Source organism: Novosphingobium sp. AP12 (genome assembly GCF_000281975.1).
Lineage (GTDB): Bacteria > Pseudomonadota > Alphaproteobacteria > Sphingomonadales > Sphingomonadaceae > Novosphingobium.
Map to the genome: position 1 here is coordinate 17,244 of NZ_AKKE01000033.1, position 16,906 is coordinate 34,149.

Here is a 16,906-nt window from a genome sequence, read left to right on the forward strand (position 1 = left end):
CTCTTGTCCAGCCTTACTTCTTGGCCGCGGGGACGACGCCCTTCGGCGCCTTGGCGAGACTGCGGATCAGGTCGACTTCGGCCTGGCGGTAGGGGGTGCCGTCGGTGTGGAAGACCTCGTGGAACCAGATCGTCGGCTCTTCCATGGTGTAGGGCTTCTTCCACGAGTCCCAGGGCAGGCGGGTCTGCGTCTTGCCGTCGACGAAGCCCCAGTTCATCATCGCCACGTTCTCGCGCTTGCCGATCGGCAGCGAGCCGTCGAAGGTCGAGCCGTTGCCGCGCGCCATGTACTCGGTGCAGAGGATCGGGCGGCCATAGCCCTTGAGCTGGTTCACGCGGTCCTGGAACTTCTCGGGCCAGTTGTAGTCGTGGAACGAGATGACGTCCGACTGAGTGAGCTGCAGCTGTTCCATCGGGGTGAGCGCGCCCGGCGTCTTCCAGTCGTCATGCTGCCACACGCCCGACGTCAGCGGCTGCGAAGGCTCGGCCTCGCGCGCCCAGCCGTAGACTTTGGTGAGCAGGGCGAGCACCAGCGGCTGCTTGCCTTCCTGGTCTTTGTACTGGTCGGCGCCGTTGTCGGGCTCGTTCCAGAGATCCCAGCCGAGCACGCGGTCGTCCTTGGCGAAGGCGCCGATCACGCCCTCGACGTAGGACTTGAAGCGGCCTTCCTGCGAGGGATCGCGCAGCGCGGGCAGGCCGGGGCTCTGCACCCAGCCGGAGTTGTGGACACCGGGGATCGGCGGATGCTGAGGGCCGAGCACGGGCTTCGGGTCCCAGCAGCTGTCGAACAGCACGAACAGCGGCTTGATCTTGTGCTTCGCGGCGATCGCCAGGAACTCGTCGATGCGCTTCTTGAAGCCCTCGGGGTCCTGCTGCCAGAGCTGGTCGTGCAGGAACACGCGCATGGTGTTCATGCCGATGCCCTCCGCCAGGCCGAGTTCGTAGTCGATGCGCTGCGGGTCCCAGGTGGCTTCCTGCCACATCTCGAGCTGGTTGATCGAGGTGGCGGGCGCGAAGTTCGAGCCGACCAGCCAGGGCTGCTTGGCGTACCACGTCTTCGCCTGCGCGGGCGTCCACTGCGGGCGGGCCTCGGCGGGCATCGCCAGCAGCGCGGCGGCGGAAGCGAGCAGGCAGGTTGCGAGTGCTTTCACGGGGGGATCCTCTGTTATTGCGTGACGAAGAACTTGTAGGTCATGACGTTCCGGTAGGTCTTGCCCGGAGCGAGGCGGACCGAGGGGAACTGCGGCTGGTTCGGGCTGTCGGGGAACAGCTGCGGTTCGAACACCAGCACGTCGCCCTCGCGGTAGATCTGGCCGGACTTGCCGGTGATGGTGCCGTCCATGAAGTTGCCCGAGTAGAACTGCAGGCCCGGCTGGTTCGACCACAGCTCGAACCCGCGCCCCGAGGTGGGCTCGACCACGCGAGCCATCAGGTGCTCGTCCTTGGTCACGGCCTCCCCCACGACCCAGTTGTGGTCGTAGCCGCGCCCGTAGACGATCTGCGGGTCGCGGGCGTCGCGCACGCGCGCGCCGACCGGGGTGGGCTTGCGGAAGTCGAACACGGTGCCCTCGACGCTGCGGTGCTCGCCGAGCGGAATCGAGGTTTCGTCGGTTGGCGTGAAGCGGTCGGCGGGGATGGTCAGCAGGTGGTCCATCGCGGTACGCCCCGGCCCCGCGAGGTTCCAGTAGGCGTGGTTCGAGATGTTCACCACGGTCGGCTTGTCGGTGGTGGCGGTGTAGGTGATCGTCAGCTGGTTCTGCTCGTCGAGGCTGTAGGTCGCGTCGGTGGTGAGCGTGCCGGGATAGCCCATGTCGCCGTCGGGGCTGACGTAGCGCATGGTCACGCTGGCCTTGGCGCCGTTCTTCACCTCGCGCACGGTCCAGACGACCTTGTCGAAGCCCTTGGTGCCGCCGTGGAGCGAGTTGACGCCGTTGTTGACCGGCACTGTGTAGTCCTTGCCGTCGAGCGAGAACTTGCCCTTGGCGATGCGGTTGGCGACGCGGCCCACGGTGGCGCCGAAGAACTCGGGCGCCTTGGTATAGCCCTCGAGGCTGTCGTAGCCGACCGCGACGTCGACGGTCTTGCCGCTGCGATCAGGCACGAGCACTGACTGGATCGACGCGCCCAGCGTCATCACCCGGACCGACATGCCCTTGCCGTTGGTGAGCGTCACTGCCTCGACGGCGGTGCCGTCCGGCATCTGGCCGAAGTTTTCGCGCTTCGCCTCGGCGGCGAGGGCGGGGGTGCAGGCGGTGGCCAGCAGGGCCGCGGTGGTGATGAGCTTGAGCATTCTCTCTCCTTTTTTATCGTCGTCCCCGCGAAGGCGGAGACCGCTGGCAGGGCCGCACCCGTTTCCAGGCGAGGCGCTGCGGCGCGGTGGCCTGCGGCGAGGTTCGTACCCGGCGGTCCCCACTTTCGCGGGGACGACGCAATGTTCAAACCTCGAAGGCCTATCCCTCGTACAGGAACGCCGGCAGGCCGACGCAGCCCGGGTCCAGTTCGAACAGCGCGCCGCCGTCTTCCTCGTCCACGCCGTTGGCGGCGCTGGTGACGTAGAGCCGGTCCAGCCCCTCGCCGCCGAAGGTCACGTTGGTGATCTGGCTGGCGGGCAGTTCGATGCGGCGGACCAGGGTGCCGTCGGGCGCGAAGCGGCGGACGGCGCCGTCGCCCCAGCAGGCGACCCACAGGTGGCCCTCGGCGTCGAAGGTCATGCCGTCGGGCGAGCCCCAACTGTCCGGATCGCCCTCTGCCGGGAACGTGATGAACGGTACGCGCTGGCCCAGCACGCCGCCTTCGAGCGGATAGCGGAAGATGACGCCCAGCGCGCTGTCGGTATGGAGCACGAAACGGCCCTGCGGGTCGATCGCGGGGCCGTTGGGGATGGTGTAGGCGTCGGGCGCGGCGCGGGTGATCGCGCCGTGGCCGAAGCGATAGAAGGTGCCGACGGGCGCGTCGCAGGAGTAGCACATGGTGCCCAGCCAGAGCCGGCCGAGCGGGTCGGCGGCGGCGTCGTTGACGCGGTTGGTCTCCGGCTCGCCGGGAAGTTCCGCCAGGGTCTCGACCGCGAAGGGGTCGAGCGTCACTCCGGCGATGGCGGTGCCGATGCCGGCGACGAAGCCGCCCTCGGCCCGGCCGATGATCCAGCCGGTGGCGCCGCCGGTCTCCCAGCTTTCGACCTTGCCGGTGGCGGGCGTCAGCCGGTTGATGCGCTGGCCGAGGATGTCGGTCCACAGCAGCGCGCCCTCGCGGACGGACCAGAACAGGCCCTCGCCAAGCGTGTCGACGCGGTCGCGGGCAATTACTCGAATGTCGGTCATCAGTGGCTGTTCCGGGGCAGGCCCTTGGTCTGGGCGATCCGCTGGTACTTAACCGCGGATTCCAGCACGGCGCCAGTCGCGAACTGGCCGACGAGGTCGCGCTGGATCTCCTGCCACGGCGTCTGCGATTCGGGCGTGATATGCGCCTCGATCGCGGAGAGGTCCGCGCGGCGGCGGTCCAGTTCGGCCTCGTCCACCAGCATGTTGGCGCTGCGAGCCTTGAGGTCGATGCGCACGCGGTCGCCGGTGCGCAGCAGCGCGAGGCCGCCGCCGACCGCCGCCTCGGGCGAGGCATTGAGGATCGAGGGGCTGCCCGAGGTGCCCGACTGGCGCCCGTCGCCGATGCAGGGCAGGGCGTGGACACCGGCGCGGATGAGCGCGGCGGGCGGTCGCATGTTCACCACTTCGGCGCCGCCCGGATAGCCGACCGGCCCGGCGCCGCGCACGACGAGGATCGAGTGCTCGTCGATGCCGAGTGCGGGGTCGTCGATGCGGTGGTGGTAGTCCTCCGGCCCGTCGAACACGACCACGCGGCCCTCGAAGGCATCGGGGTTGGCGGGGTCGGAGAGGTAGCGGCCGCGGAACTCCTCGGAGATCACCGAGAGCTTCATCACCGCGCCCTCGAACAGATTGCCGCTGAGCACGGTCAGGCCCGCCGCTTCCTTGAGAGGACGGTCGATCGGACGGATCACCTTGTCGTCGTGGATGCGCACGCCGACGAGGTTCTCTGCCACGGTTTTGCCATTGGCGGTGAGCACATCGCCGTCGATGAGCCCGGCCTTGGTGAGTTCGCCCATGACGGCGGGCACGCCGCCGGCGCGGTAGTAGTCCTCCCCGAGATATTCGCCGGCAGGCTGGAGGTTGACCAGCAGCGGCACGTCGGCGCCGTGGCTTTCCCAGTCCTCCAGCGTCAGCTCCACGCCGATGTGGCGGGCGATGGCGTTGAGGTGGATCGGCGCGTTGGTCGAGCCGCCGATGGCCGAGTTCACGCGGATCGCGTTGAGGAACGCCTCGCGCGTCAGGATGTCGGAGGGCTTGCGATCGGCCTGCACCATCTCGACGATCCGGCGGCCGGTCTCCCAGGCGCATTCCTGCCGGTCACGGTAGGGCGCGGGGATCGCGGCCGACCCCGGCAGCGACATGCCGAGTGCCTCGCACAGCGAGTTCATCGTCGTCGCCGTGCCCATGGTGTTGCAATAGCCGGTGGACGGCGAGCCCGAGGCGACCAGCTTGAGAAAGCCGGGGTAGTCCAGCTCGCCCTTGGCCAGCATCTGCCGCGCCTTCCACACGATGGTGCCCGCGCCGGTGCGCTCGCCCTCGTGCCAGCCGTTGAGCATCGGGCCGACCGACAGGGCGATCGCCGGAATGTTGACGGTGGCCGCGGCCATCAGCGCCGAGGGAGTCGTCTTGTCGCAGCCGATCGTGAGCACCACGCCGTCGAGCGGGTAGCCGTAGAGCACTTCGACGAGGCTGATATAGGCGAGGTTGCGGTCGAGCCCGGCGGTCGGGCGCTTGCCGGTTTCCTGAAGCGGATGGGTGGGGAACTCGATCGGGATGCCGCCCGCGTCGCGGATGCCTTCCTTGACGCGCTCTGCCAGCACGATGTGGTGGCGGTTGCAGGGCACGAGGTCGCTGCCCGACTGGGCGATGCCGATGATCGGCCGGTCGGACTGCATCTCCTCGATCGACAGCCCGTAGTTCAGATAGCGCTCGAGATAGAGCGCGGTCATGTCCGGGTTGTCGCGATTGTCGAACCACGAGCGCGAACGCAGGGTCGGGCGGGTTGCAGTGCCGGTGGTGGTGGCGGTGTCGTCGGCGGAAGAAATGTCGGCCTCCCTCAAGCTCGCTAGCCCATCGATGCCGCAACGTGCAGCGGCCCTCGCGGGAGCGTTGATGGAGCGGCTACCACTGCGTTTTTTTCGTGGCAACCTATTTATACGACAAATACGTCTTGTCGGACCAAGAACAGAAAGCTATGAGCGCCGGGAAGGCCCGATCAAGGGGCCGATTGTTCCTGGAGGGAGGCCCTAATGAATCGCATAGCCCATTCGCTCGTCCTGACGTCGTCGGCCTTGGCCATGATGGCCTGGTCGCCCGTCCATGCGCAGGAAGCGCAGGACGCCGCCGCGCCGACCGTCGCGGACGAAGCCGGCAACGAGATCGTCGTCACCGGCCAGCGCGCCAGCCTCGAGGCGGCGCGCAACGTCAAGAAGAATTCGGATCTCGTCGTCGATTCGATCGTCGCGGAAGACATCGGCAAGCTGCCCGACACCTCGGTCGCCTCCGCGCTGCAGCGCGTTGCCGGCGTCCAGGTCGTCAACGGCTTCAACAACGAAATCCAGAGCCCGATCGTGCGCGGCCTGGGCGACATCCTGACCACGCTCGACGGACGCGAGATCTTCACCGGCGTCGGCCGCGGCTTCTCGTTCCAGGATCTTCCGGCCGAAGCGATCGGCGGCATCGACGTCTACAAGTCGAACTCGGCGAACCTCATCGAAGGCGGCGTCGCGGGCGTCATCGACATGAAGCTGCAGAAGCCCTTCAACTTCGACAAGGGCCTGACCATCGCCGCCAACGGCCGCGTCTACAACGGCCGCGTCTCGGACAAGACCAGCTACACCGCCGGCCTGCTCGTCGCCAACACCTGGGACGTGGGCGACGGCCGCATGGGCGCGCTGATCGACGTGTCCTACGCGCGCAACAACTTCAGCCGCCCGGTCTCGTTCAACTGCGACCCGCGCTCGACCAACCACGGCCCGGCCGGCGCGCCGAACCTGGTCCTGCCGACCTGCGTGGGCGGCACCACCGATACCGGCCACAACACCCGTCCGCAGGTCAACGCCGCGCTGCAGTGGGAAGTGACCCCCGAACTCGAACTGTACCTCGACGGCGTCTACACCGGCTACCGCTCGACCTTCGCGACCAACTTCATCTTCGCCGACCTGTTCGCCGGCAGCAGCATCAGCAACGCAACGGCAGGCAGCGACTGCTTCTCGTCGCCGGTCAACGGCGCGGGCTTCCTTGGCGGCGGCAATGACCCGGTCGAGAACCTGTGCATCGGCCAGTCGGCGACCTTCAACGGCGTCGACGCGCTGACCAGCACGCAGGCCAAGAAGCAGCGGACCGACCAGTACGTGCTGGGCGGCGGCGCGAAGTGGAACACCGACACCGTCCATGTCGTGTTCGACGCCAGCTACATCCAGTCGAAGAACTCGAACCGCGCGATCATCGTCGACGTCGCCAAGCACAACACCGCCGTCGACGTGGTGGTGGACGACAACGGCCACGGCACCACCAACATGCAGGGCAACCCGCTCGGCAACCCGGATGGCTTCGTCTTCGCGAACACGCTGTTCCAGGACCTGAACAAGTCCAACAGCCGCCAGTACGCCTTCAAGCTCGACACCGCGTTCGACATCGACAGCAACTTCCTGCGCCAGGTCCAGATCGGCGCGCGCTACAGCGACCGCCAGGGCACGTTCCGCGCCGTCGCCGGCGGCCCCTCGTTCCCGGGGCCGAACCGCGGCACGCTGGTGTCCTCGGTCGGCCTGCCGTCGGACTTCATGGTCAGCTCGCCTGACACGATCCCGTACATCAACGGCGGTCAGCACTGGTACACCCCCAACGCCGACTACCTGCTGAACAACACCGACGAGCTGCGCGCGCTCTACGGCGCTCCGGCCGGCGACCCGGCCTGGGATCCGACCCGCAACTACGACGCGGCGGAAAAGACCTTCGCGGGCTATATTCAGGGCAAGTACCAGCTCGACATCGGCGACGTCTCGGCGATCGACGGCCTGGTCGGCGTGCGCATCGTCAGCACCAACCGCACGATCGACGGCACCTCGCGCGTGATCGGCGGCGCGGCCGGCGGCGGCGACCTGTTCGTGCCGATCAACCGCGACACCACCGACGTCTACGTCCTGCCCAACGCCAGCATCCGCTTCAAGGCGAACGACCAGCTGCAGTTCCGCGCGACTTACGCCAAGACCATGTCGCGTCCGACCTTTGGGGACCTCAACCCCGGCCTGTCGCTGGCGGCTCCCGGCGGCAACCCGAACGTCATCCTGGCGGGCGCGGGCGGCAACCCGGACCTCAAGGCCCAGCAGTCGGACAACTTCGACGTGACCGCCGAATACTACTTCGGCCGTTCCAGCTACGTCTCGGTGGCGGGCTACCTGCGCAAGCTGACCGACCGCGTGGCGCCTGACACCTCGATCCAGGTGATCGACGGCCAGACCTACCAGATCACGCAGCCGCGCAACCTCGGCTCCTCGGAGCTGAAGGGCGTCGAAGTCGCCGGCCAGGCGTTCCTCGACTTCCTGCCCGAGGGCTTCGACGGCTTCGGCCTGATGGGCACGTTCACTTTCGCGGACAGCAAGGTGACCACCAAGGGCGACCTGCTCGAAGGCCAGCAGCTGCTGGGCGTCTCGAAGTACAGCTACACCGCCGGCGCGCTCTACGAGAAGTACGGCATCACCGCGCGCGTGGTCTACACCTGGCGCTCGGGCTACAACGAGACGGCGTTCGGCGCGGGCACGCTCACCGGTTCGACGGACTCGGTGCAGTTCAACAAGGTCAAGTCCAACGGCCGCCTCGACTTCTCGGTCGGCTACGACGTGACCCCGAACATCACCGTCACGGTCGACGGCGTGAACGTGAACGGCGGCAAGTACTACAGCTACTTCGACACTCCCGCCTTCCCGCACGATGTCCGCATCGACGACAAGTTCTACGGTGCCAGCATCCGCGTGAAGTACTGATACGAGAATCCGGGGCGGGGGCCGAGCGCAAGCGGCCCATCCTCCAAGCGCTCCCGGTAGGGCGGGACGGCAGCGATGCCGTCCCGCCTTTTTCGTTCAGCGAACTCTGTAACGCTTCGCCGGATCGTTCTAGACAAGTGTCCATATAGATGTTGTCGCAGCGCCTCCCGGTGGCAGAACCCTCGCAATAGGGAAAAACGGGACAGGCCGAGGGAATCGGCCGCCCGGGGAGGGGACAACATGAAAAAGCAGCACGGGATACCCGCGAGTCCGGTCCGCAGGCGCGCGATGCGCCGCCTGCTCGCACTGACGGCGCTGTCGGGCGCGGTGCCGATGGCGCCCGCTCTGGCGCAGGACACGGCGGAGGTGGACGCCAACGCCATCATCGTCACCGCCCAGCGCCGCGCGGAGGCGGTGGAGGACGTGCCGATGTCGGTCGCGGTGCTGCCGCAGGGCACGCTGAGCGATCTCGGCATCAACTCGGTGCGCGACCTCACCAACGTCACCACCGGCCTGCAGGTGAACAACAGCGGCTCGTACCCGCAGCCCGCCATCCGCGGCATCACCACGATCAACGCGGGCGCCTACGAGAACAACGTCGCGCTCTTCGTCGACGGGCTCTACCAGTACACGGCGCAGGTCTTGAACATGGAACTGCCCAACGTCCAGAACATCCAAGTGCTGAAAGGCCCGCAAGGCACGCTCTACGGCCGCAATGCCACCGGCGGGGCGATCCTCATCGACACGCTGGACCCCGGCGCGACCTGGGAGGGCAGCGCCGAGGCCACCTACGGCCGCTTCGACGACAAGCGTCTGCGCGGATACGTCGCCGGGCCGGTGAGCGACATGGTCGGCATCAGCCTCGCGGGCACGATCCGCCGCACCGACGGCTATTACAAGAAGGCCAGCTTCACCACCCCGGGCGAGTTCGACGGGCGCACGCTGGGGCTCAAGCAGGATTCGATCCGCGCCAAGCTCAAGTTCGACCTGACCGACACCTTCCGCGCCACGCTCGCCTACAACTACATGCGCGCTAGCGACCCGCGCGGGGTGTTCTTCACCGCGACCGAGAACGTCTCCACGCCCTATACCGGCGCCAACGCCACCCGCCCGCGCAACCTCGGCGAAGTGGCGGGCGACGCCTTCAACCTCGACCTCAAGCAGCACGAGGGTTCGGTGAAGCTCGAACTCGACACCGGGCTGGGCACCCTGCGTTCGATCACCGGCTATACGGCGGGCAACCTGCGCACCACCTACGACGCCGACGGCACCTACAACGCGACCAGCTATTCGGATTCGATCATCCACGACCGCACCTGGCAGGAGGCGGTGGACTTCACCATCGACGCGATCGACCGGCTCGACCTCATCGTGGGCGGCACCTACTACCACATTCACACCACCTATGATCCCGACTACGCTAACGTGGCCTTCGTCGCGCCCGCAGGGTCGCCGCCGGGCACGCCGCTGTCGAGCTACCGCCGCCTGCAGGAGATCAACTTCTGGCGCACCAAGGAGGCATGGGCGGGCTTCGTCGACGCTACCTTCCACGCCACCGACAAGCTCAGCATCAATCTCGGCGGGCGCTACAGCAAGGAGACGCAGGACGTCGCGGCCCAGAAGAACATCTTCTGCACGACGCCCGCCACCTGCACCGTCGGCGCCGTCATCGCCACCCCCTACACCAGCGAGACCTCGTCGCAGGGATCGAGCTACAGCAAGTTCACCCCGCGCGCCTCGATCCGCTACGAACTGGCGCCGCGCACCAACATCTACGCATCCTATTCCAAGGGTTTCCGCGCCGGCGAGTGGAACTCGGTGCCCCCGGTCGACACCAACATGGCGCTGTGGAAGACGCTCGGCCAGATCGGCCAGGAATCGGTCGACGCCTTCGAGCTGGGCTTCAAGACCGCCGGCCGCCGCCTGCGGCTCGACCTCGCCGCGTTCTACTACGACTACAAGGACCTGCAGGTCAGCTACACCACCTTCGTCCCGCCGACCAACCTCGCGGTCGTCAGCCTCCAGTCGGTGCCCAAGGCAAAAGTCCGCGGCGCCGAGGCGACCGTCGACTACGAGCCGATCGACAACCTCCACGTCCGCGCGGGCGCCACGCTGCTCCATGCGCGCTACGGCGACGGCTCGGTCTTCGTGGGATCGAGCGTGAACCTTGCCGGCACCGGCTACAACCTCAACGACGATCCGCTGAAGGTCTTCCCCAACCGCAGCGCGGTCGCCATGGACATCTCGGGCGACCAGATGGCCCGCGCCCCGGACTTCACCGCCTTCGCCGGGATCGACTACCTGATCGAAAAGGGTGACGGCGGCCTGCGCTTCGCTGTGAACGCCAAGTATACCGACAGCTACGTCGTCACCAACCCCTCGCTCTGGGGCGGCGAGCCCCTGGCGGCCTACAACGCCCGCAAGGCGCTCGACCCCGATGCGTTGCCGAACAACGGCGCGATCCTGGCGGGCACGCCCTACGCCGACCGCTCCGACGACCAGCGCGCGCGGCAGGGCAAGTACGTCCTGCTCAACGCCTCGGTCACATGGACCGACCCCACCGACCACTACTACGTGCGCGTCTGGGGCAACAACCTCACCGACGTGACCTACAAGGTCCACTACAATCCGAGCAGCCAGACTTACGCGCCGGTCGGCGAACCGCTGACCTACGGCCTGAGCATCGGCTACAAGTTCGGGGCGTGAGCCGCGCCGTGTAGCAGGGGGGCGGGACCGGGCGATTGCGGCGCCCGGTCCTGTTTACCGCCTCAGGACAGCAAACGCGGCACCGACATCGTGCGGATGCTGAAGCGCGCGTCGGGATGTTCCTTGCCCTCGCGGTGTTCGGCGCGGTGCTGGACGACGCCGTTCTTGCCGAAGCCTTGCACGACCGGGCGGTTTGTCTTGCTCGACAGCCACAGGCGCAGCAGGTGGCGCTTGCGCTGGGGTTCGGGGTAGTCCTGGAACTCGGTGCGCGAGTGGAGCGCGGCGTAGTTCGACAGCCACTGGATGTCGCCGGGGCGGAAGTCCATGGCGATGGCCATGCCGGGCTCGTAAGTGATCTCGTCGAAGAGGCGCAGCACTTCGAGCTGGTCCTCGGTCAGTTTCGGCACGCCGGGATAGTTCTGCGCGGTGACGATGTAGAGCGAGCCCGCGTACATCGAGAATACGCCTTCCTCCACGCTCACCACCGGCGAGGTGTAGGTGTCCGACGGCGCTTCCTGGTCCTGCCGCCGCCAGTCCCAGTGGAACGGCTCGAGCAGCAGGTGGGCGAGGTCGGGGCGGCGGCGCAGGATCTCGTTGTAGATTTCCGCGCCAGAGACGAGGCACGACAGCCCGCCTTCCTTCGCGCCGCGCAGGCACATCAGCGAGACGATGTCCGAGCTGTCCGAATGGTATACCAGCTTGTCGCGCACCTTCGAGGACTTGGCGGTGGGATCGTCCATGGTCTTGTCCGAGGTCGCGTAGACGTGGTCGAGCAGATCGCCCATCTCGTTCTGGCGGATGGCGTCGCCCATGTGCAGGCCCAGCACGTAGTAGATCGCCGAGGACAGGGCGTCTGAATACTGGTCCGAGCGCAGGCCGCGCACCAGCACGAAGCCGCGCCCGAAATCGACGTCCTCGCGCCACGACTTCACCGCATCGGCGCAGGCGCCGAGCGGATACTCCTCCGCCTGCACGAAGCGCAGGTCGGGGTCGGCGTCGAGGAAGCGCTTGCCCAGCGTCTCGAGTTCGGCGACCTGAACGTCGCTCAGCTCGTAGATCCAGTCCTGCCCCTCCATCAGCTTGTCGCCGCGCCAGGCGGCGGCGGTCAGGACGGGGGACGGGATTTCGGCGACGGTCATGCGGGGGCTCTCCATTGGCGCGTTGGGGCACCCTAGCCGATTTCGCCCCCGCCCGTCTTGATGCTGGACGCACGCGAACGTGCGTTATCCGTGCGCGGGGCGAGGTCGCGGTTGCAGGTCTTGAACTTGTCCGAGGGCCATCGATGAGGCTAGGCCGACGGCGGCGCGGGGGCATAGGTTGCGTCAGTCCACTCCCATCCGAGGACATGCATGAGCAAGTACCTGCTTCTGATCGACTTCATCTCCGACCTCGTCGGCCACGACCCGATGGCGGGAGAGATCGCCCGGCGCGGTGTTCTCGCCAATGCCGGCGCCGTGCTGGCAAAGGCGCGCGAGGCGGGCATTCCCGTCGGCCACGTGCGCGTCGCCTTCAGCGCGCCGGACCTGCCCGAAGCCCCAGCCCGCTCGCCGCTGTTCGCCCGCTTCAAGGGGCTGGGCGTGCTCCAGCTCAGTTCGCCCGGCGTGGACTTCGCGGACCAGGTCGCGCCCACGGAGGGCGAGGCGGTGATCCTCAAGCACCAGGTCAGCCCGTTCTGGCAGACCGCGCTCGACGCCGAACTGGAAAAGCACGGCGTGACCGAGCTGTACCTGGCGGGCGTATCGACCACCTTGGCGATCAGCGCCGCCGTGCGCGAAGGCCATGACCGCGGTCTCGCGGTGACGGTGATCGCGGACGCCTGCGCCGCCCACTCCCTCGCCGCGCACGAAGCGGAGCTGGAGGCGTTCGGCCCGCTCTGCACCGTCAGCAGGGCAGCGGAGATCGACTTCGCCGCCTGAGGGCGGCGGATCGACAAACGAAAGGGCGTCGCAGCATCTGCGGCGCCCTTTCGTTTGTCCATTTTCCTACATCGCGGCGGCTTGCTACCTTCGCACAGGTTCTTTCACATCGTCGGAAATCCAGCCGGTGTCTCCTTCAAGGACGGGTGCCCCGCGCACGTACTTCATCAACTAAACCCCCTCCACACCCGACACGGCGAGAGGCGCCGGATTCCGTAGCCACGCCGATTTGCATACAGATGGCGCGCACAAGGCATCAAGCCGAATTGACCCCCCGATATTTGTATACTAAATTGCGGGTGAGAGGTGGACTACCATGAGTGACGACTCGCTGACGCAGACCTACGCCGTCGCCTTCGGCGGAAAGGCGGGGTTCGGACGCTCGCCCGCGCTGGTCCTGATCGACTTCGTCGAAGCCTATTTCGCGGCCGAGAGCCCGCTCCATGCCGGCGTGGAAGAGGCGCTGGCATCTGCGCTGCGGGTCCGCGCCGTGGCACGAGAGGCCGGCATCCCGGTGATCCTGACCAACGTCGCCTACCACCCCGGCGGCATTGACGGCGGCCGCTTCTTCGAGAAAGTGCCGGCCCTGCGGGCGTTCGAGGCCGGCAATCCGATGGGCGCCTGGCCGCACGGGCTGGTCCCCCATGCGGACGAGATCGTCCTCACCAAGCAGTACCCCAGCGCCTTCTTCGGCACTTCGCTGGCCTCCACCCTGACCGCGCGCGGGATCGACCAGGTGATCCTCACCGGCCTGTCGACCAGCGGCTGCGTGCGTGCCAGCTGCGTCGATGCCGTCTCCCACGGCTTCCGCACCGCCGTCGTCGCGGAAGGCTGCGGGGACCGCCACCCCGGCCCGCACGAGGCGAACCTCTTCGACATGAACGCCAAGTACGCCGACGTCGTATCCGAGGATGAGATCGTCGCCTACCTGGGCTCGCTGGGGACACCGCAATGATCGAAATCGTCGAAGTCGCCCCGCGTGACGGCCTGCAGAACGAAAAGGTCCTCGTCTCGCTGGAGGACAAGGCCGAACTGATCGCCCGCAGCATCGATTTCGGGGCCCGGCGCATCGAGGTCGGCAGCTTCGTCAATCCGAAGAAAGTGCCGCAGATGGCGGGCACCGACGAACTCGTGGCGATGCTCCCCCGGCGTGCCGATGTGACCTACATCGGCCTCGTCATGAACCAGCGCGGCCTCGATCGGGCGCTCGCCGCCGGGATCGACGAGGCGGGCGCGGTCTGCGTCGCGACCGATACCTTCGCCATGCGCAACCAGGGCCAGACGAGCGCCGATTCCGTGGCCATCGCGGCTGATATCGTCCGCGGCGCCATTGCCGCCGGCAAGGGCGGGCAGGCCACCATCGCCGCCGCCTTCGGCTGCCCCTTCGAGGGCGAAGTGCCGCAGGACCGCGTCGTTGCCATGGCCCGCAAGCTTGCCGAGGCGGGGCCCCGCGAGATCGCGCTGGCGGACACCATCGGCGTCGCCTCGCCCGGCCAAGTCGATGCGCTGGTGCGCGCAGTGGCCGAGGCAATCGGGCCGATCCCGGTGCGCGTCCATTTCCACAACACCCGGGGTAGCGGCCTGGCAAATGCATGGATCGCGGTGGCGGCAGGGGCGAGCGTGGTCGACTCCTCGCTCGGAGGGCTGGGGGGCTGCCCTTTCGCGCCCAAGGCCACCGGCAACGTGCCGACCGAAGACGTGGTCTACATGTTCGAGCGCTCCGGCCTCGCCACGGGGCTCGACCTCGACCGCGTGATCGCGGCGTCGCAGTGGCTGGAAGGCGTGATGGGCGGGCCGCTTCGCGGCATGGTTTCGATCGCCGGAAACTTCCCGGCCTCGGCGCAGAATTGAAGCAACAGGAAGATTGTCGATGACGAATGAAGGTGCTCTCGCCGGAATCCGCGTGATCGAACTCGGCCAGCTGATCGCCGGGCCGTTCTGCGGCCAGCTGCTGGGCGACATGGGCGCCGAGGTCATCAAGGTCGAGCCTCCGCAGGTCGACGGAAAAGGCGGCGGCGACCCGATGCGCAACTGGGGCCACGGCGAGGCGAAGCTGTGGTGGGAAGTCGTGGCGCGCAACAAGAAGTCGGTCAGCGCTAATCTGCGCATCGCCGAGGGGCAGGAGATCGTGCGCAGGCTGGTCGCGCACGCCGATATTCTCATCGAGAACTTCAAGCCCGGCACGATGGAGAAGTGGGGCCTCGGCCCCGACGCGCTCCATGCGATCAACCCGCGCCTCATCATCGTGCGAGTGTCGGGCTACGGCCAGACCGGTCCCTATTCCTCGCGCGCGGGCTTCGGCGGCATCGGCGAGGCCATGGGCGGGTGGCGCTACATCGTCGGCGATCCCGACCGCGCACCTAGCCGGATGGGCGTCTCGATCGGCGACAGCCTTGCCGCGACATATGGCTGCATGGGCGCGCTGGCCGCGCTCCATGCACGCGAGCGGACAGGCAAGGGCCAGGTCGTCGACAGCGCGCTCTACGAGGCGGTGCTGCAGGTGATGGAGAGCCTGGTGCCGGAATACATGGTGTCCGACCATGTCCGCCAGCGCTCGGGCTCGATCCTCGAAGGCATCGCGCCGTCCAACGTCTATCCCGCAAGCGACGGCGAGTACCTGATCGGCGCCAACCAGGACGCTATCTTCAAGCGGCTTTGCGAGGCGATGGGCCGCCCGGAACTCGGCGAGGACGAGCGGTATTCGACCCATATCGCCCGCGGACTTCACCAGCGCGAGCTGGACGACCTCATCGCCGAATGGACCCGCACGCTGACGGTCGAGGAACTGGAGGCGAAGATGATCGAATTCTCGATCCCCGCCGGCAAGATCTACCGTGCGGCCGAGATGCTGGAGGACCCGCATTTCGAGGCGCGCGAGGCACTCGTCGAGATGGAGCACCCGCGCTGGGGCACCTACAAGATGCAGAACGCCTTTCCCAAGCTCTCCGACACGCCCTCGTCGGTGCGCCGCCGCGCGCCGCTGGAGATCGGGCAGGACAACGCCGAGGTCTACGGACAACTGCTGGGGATGAGCGCGGACGACATCACCGCGCTGCAGGCCCGGCAGGCGATCTGAGATATACTATGCGCCCGCCTCGGATGGCTTGAGGCGGGCGTGCAAAGCGCGGCGGATGTGCGCGATCATCAGCGCCTCGGCCCAGTCGGGGTCGCCCTGCGCCAGCGCGGCGGTGATCTCGGTGTGCTCGAGATGGCTGCGCGCCAGCTGCTCGCGGTCGTAGGCCATGGCGGTCTGCTGAACGACCGGCTGCATGACAAGGCGCCCGAGCAGCGCCGCGAGACGGTCGGACGCGGCGATCTCCAGGATCAGCGAGTGGAACTGCGCGTTGGCGGCAAGGTAGGCCTGCACGTCGAGGTCCGGCGCATCGAGCACGGCGCGCAGACCTTCGTTGATGGTGCTTAGCCGCGCGATCTGCCCCTTGTTGGCGCGAGTGGCGGCACGGCGGACGGCGTAACCTTCGAGCATCCCGCGCAGGGTGAAGACTTCCTCGATGTCCTCCATCGTCCATTCGGCGACGAACGAGCGCTGGCTGTCGGTGCGGCGCACGAACAGTTCGGTCTCCAGTCGGCGGATGGCATCGCGCACCGGCGTGCGGGAGACCCCGCAGATGACCGCGAGCTCCTCTTCCTTGAGCTGCGTTCCCGGGGCGAGATCGCCCGAGAGGATGCGCCCGCGCAGCTCGAGGTAGGCCTGGTCGCTGGCTTTCGACAAACTGGGAATCCTTGGGCGGCGGGTGGAGGCGGGACAGTATACAAATTCCGTCCCGCCTGCGAGCGCCGTTATTCCCAGCTTCCCCCGAGCGCCCGGAACAAGTCCACTTGCGCGAAGGCGACGTCGCGGGTGGCGGCGGCCGAGTCCGCCTCGGACTGGGCGAGGGTGCGCTGGGCGTCGAGGACGTCGAGCGAATCGATCTCGCCGCGGCTCTGGCGGGCCAGGCTGACGTTGGCCGCGCGGTCCGCCGCATCACGCGAGGCGGCGAGGCGTTCCTTGCGCAGCAGCGCGTTGCGGTAGGCGGAGAGCGCGGTTTCGGTCTCGCCGAGCGCCCGCAGGACGGTGCCGTCGAAGGTCGCGAGGTCGGCCTTGGCGTCGGCGCGGGCGCCGCCGATGCGGGCGCGGATCGCCTCCTGGTTGGGGAAGGCCCAGGAAATCATCGGCCCCAGCAGCCAGCGCAGCGGGCCGCCGCCTC

General features: G+C 67.6%; 13 protein-coding genes. 6 read left to right on the top strand and 7 right to left on the bottom strand.

Annotation, left to right across the window (positions count from 1 at the left end; all coding sequences use genetic code 11):
* Positions 1-13: 13 nt before the first annotated feature.
* The 4 genes from PMI02_RS06600 to PMI02_RS06615 all read right to left on the bottom strand — a co-directional run bounded on the left by PMI02_RS06600 (position 14) and on the right by PMI02_RS06615 (position 5,046).
* Positions 14-1,150, bottom strand: coding sequence for a cellulase family glycosylhydrolase (locus PMI02_RS06600; protein WP_007680467.1), 1,137 nt, complete (start codon positions 1,148-1,150; stop codon positions 14-16).
* Positions 1,151-1,164: 14 nt separating this feature from the next.
* Entirely contained in the window at positions 1,165-2,289 is a 1,125-nt protein-coding gene (locus tag PMI02_RS06605; RefSeq protein ID WP_007680469.1) for an aldose epimerase family protein, read from the bottom strand.
* A 160-nt stretch (positions 2,290-2,449) separates the two neighbouring features.
* On the bottom strand, positions 2,450-3,316 hold the full coding sequence (locus PMI02_RS06610; protein WP_007680471.1) for an SMP-30/gluconolactonase/LRE family protein: 867 nt from the start codon (positions 3,314-3,316) through the stop codon (positions 2,450-2,452).
* Positions 3,316-5,046 (bottom strand): IlvD/Edd family dehydratase, encoded by a 1,731-nt coding sequence (locus tag PMI02_RS06615; protein ID WP_238539010.1) that lies wholly within the window; start codon positions 5,044-5,046, stop codon positions 3,316-3,318. Before PMI02_RS06615 ends, PMI02_RS06610 begins: the two co-directional genes overlap by 1 nt.
* A 300-nt stretch (positions 5,047-5,346) precedes the next feature.
* Here PMI02_RS06615 and PMI02_RS06620 point away from each other — a divergent pair, with 300 nt between their 5' ends.
* The gene (locus PMI02_RS06620; protein ID WP_007680476.1) at positions 5,347-8,079 is read left to right on the top strand and encodes a TonB-dependent receptor; all 2,733 of its coding nucleotides are present in this window, start codon (positions 5,347-5,349) and stop codon (positions 8,077-8,079) included.
* Positions 8,080-8,319: 240 nt separating this feature from the next.
* Positions 8,320-10,785, top strand: coding sequence for a TonB-dependent receptor (locus tag PMI02_RS06625; protein ID WP_007680479.1), 2,466 nt, complete (start codon positions 8,320-8,322; stop codon positions 10,783-10,785).
* A gap of 62 nt (positions 10,786-10,847) precedes the next feature.
* On the opposite strand, the gene PMI02_RS06630 is transcribed toward PMI02_RS06625, so the two are convergent.
* Positions 10,848-11,924, bottom strand: a complete 1,077-nt coding sequence (locus tag PMI02_RS06630) for a TauD/TfdA family dioxygenase (RefSeq protein WP_007680481.1) — start codon at positions 11,922-11,924, stop codon at positions 10,848-10,850.
* Between the two features lie 210 nt (positions 11,925-12,134).
* Here PMI02_RS06630 and PMI02_RS06635 point away from each other — a divergent pair, with 210 nt between their 5' ends.
* The 4 genes from PMI02_RS06635 (at position 12,135) to PMI02_RS06650 (ending at position 15,777) form a co-directional block, all read left to right on the top strand.
* On the top strand, positions 12,135-12,701 hold the full coding sequence (locus PMI02_RS06635; protein ID WP_007680482.1) for a cysteine hydrolase family protein: 567 nt from the start codon (positions 12,135-12,137) through the stop codon (positions 12,699-12,701).
* Between the two features lie 316 nt (positions 12,702-13,017).
* A complete protein-coding gene (locus tag PMI02_RS06640) occupies positions 13,018-13,656 on the top strand; it encodes an isochorismatase family protein (RefSeq protein WP_007680483.1) in 639 nt (212 codons plus the stop codon).
* Entirely contained in the window at positions 13,653-14,552 is a 900-nt protein-coding gene (locus PMI02_RS06645) for a hydroxymethylglutaryl-CoA lyase (RefSeq protein WP_007680484.1), read from the top strand. Before PMI02_RS06640 ends, PMI02_RS06645 begins: the two co-directional genes overlap by 4 nt.
* Before the next feature lie 19 nt (positions 14,553-14,571).
* Positions 14,572-15,777, top strand: coding sequence for a CaiB/BaiF CoA-transferase family protein (locus PMI02_RS06650; RefSeq protein WP_007680486.1), 1,206 nt, complete (start codon positions 14,572-14,574; stop codon positions 15,775-15,777).
* Between the two features lie 6 nt (positions 15,778-15,783).
* On the opposite strand, the gene PMI02_RS06655 is transcribed toward PMI02_RS06650, so the two are convergent.
* Together PMI02_RS06655 and PMI02_RS06660 are read right to left on the bottom strand one after the other, a co-directional pair.
* Complete coding sequence (locus PMI02_RS06655; RefSeq protein ID WP_007680488.1) at positions 15,784-16,431, bottom strand: GntR family transcriptional regulator; 648 nt, start codon at positions 16,429-16,431, stop codon at positions 15,784-15,786.
* Between the two features lie 68 nt (positions 16,432-16,499).
* Positions 16,500-16,906: TolC family protein (locus tag PMI02_RS06660; protein WP_007680490.1), on the bottom strand; the 407-nt coding region annotated here is incomplete at its 5' end.

Bases quoted from the DNA above. Each gene is read 5' to 3' on its own strand.
- PMI02_RS06605 (WP_007680469.1), bottom strand. From the start codon at position 2,289: ATGCTCAAGCTCATCACCACCGCGGCCCTGCTGGCCACCGCCTGCACC.
- PMI02_RS06610 (WP_007680471.1), bottom strand. From the start codon at position 3,316: ATGACCGACATTCGAGTAATTGCCCGCGACCGCGTCGACACGCTTGGC.
- PMI02_RS06615 (WP_238539010.1), bottom strand. From the start codon at position 5,046: ATGACCGCGCTCTATCTCGAGCGCTATCTGAACTACGGGCTGTCGATC.
- PMI02_RS06620 (WP_007680476.1), top strand. From the start codon at position 5,347: ATGAATCGCATAGCCCATTCGCTCGTCCTGACGTCGTCGGCCTTGGCC.
- PMI02_RS06625 (WP_007680479.1), top strand. From the start codon at position 8,320: ATGAAAAAGCAGCACGGGATACCCGCGAGTCCGGTCCGCAGGCGCGCG.
- PMI02_RS06630 (WP_007680481.1), bottom strand. From the start codon at position 11,924: ATGACCGTCGCCGAAATCCCGTCCCCCGTCCTGACCGCCGCCGCCTGG.
- PMI02_RS06635 (WP_007680482.1), top strand. From the start codon at position 12,135: ATGAGCAAGTACCTGCTTCTGATCGACTTCATCTCCGACCTCGTCGGC.
- PMI02_RS06640 (WP_007680483.1), top strand. From the start codon at position 13,018: ATGAGTGACGACTCGCTGACGCAGACCTACGCCGTCGCCTTCGGCGGA.
- PMI02_RS06645 (WP_007680484.1), top strand. From the start codon at position 13,653: ATGATCGAAATCGTCGAAGTCGCCCCGCGTGACGGCCTGCAGAACGAA.
- PMI02_RS06650 (WP_007680486.1), top strand. From the start codon at position 14,572: ATGACGAATGAAGGTGCTCTCGCCGGAATCCGCGTGATCGAACTCGGC.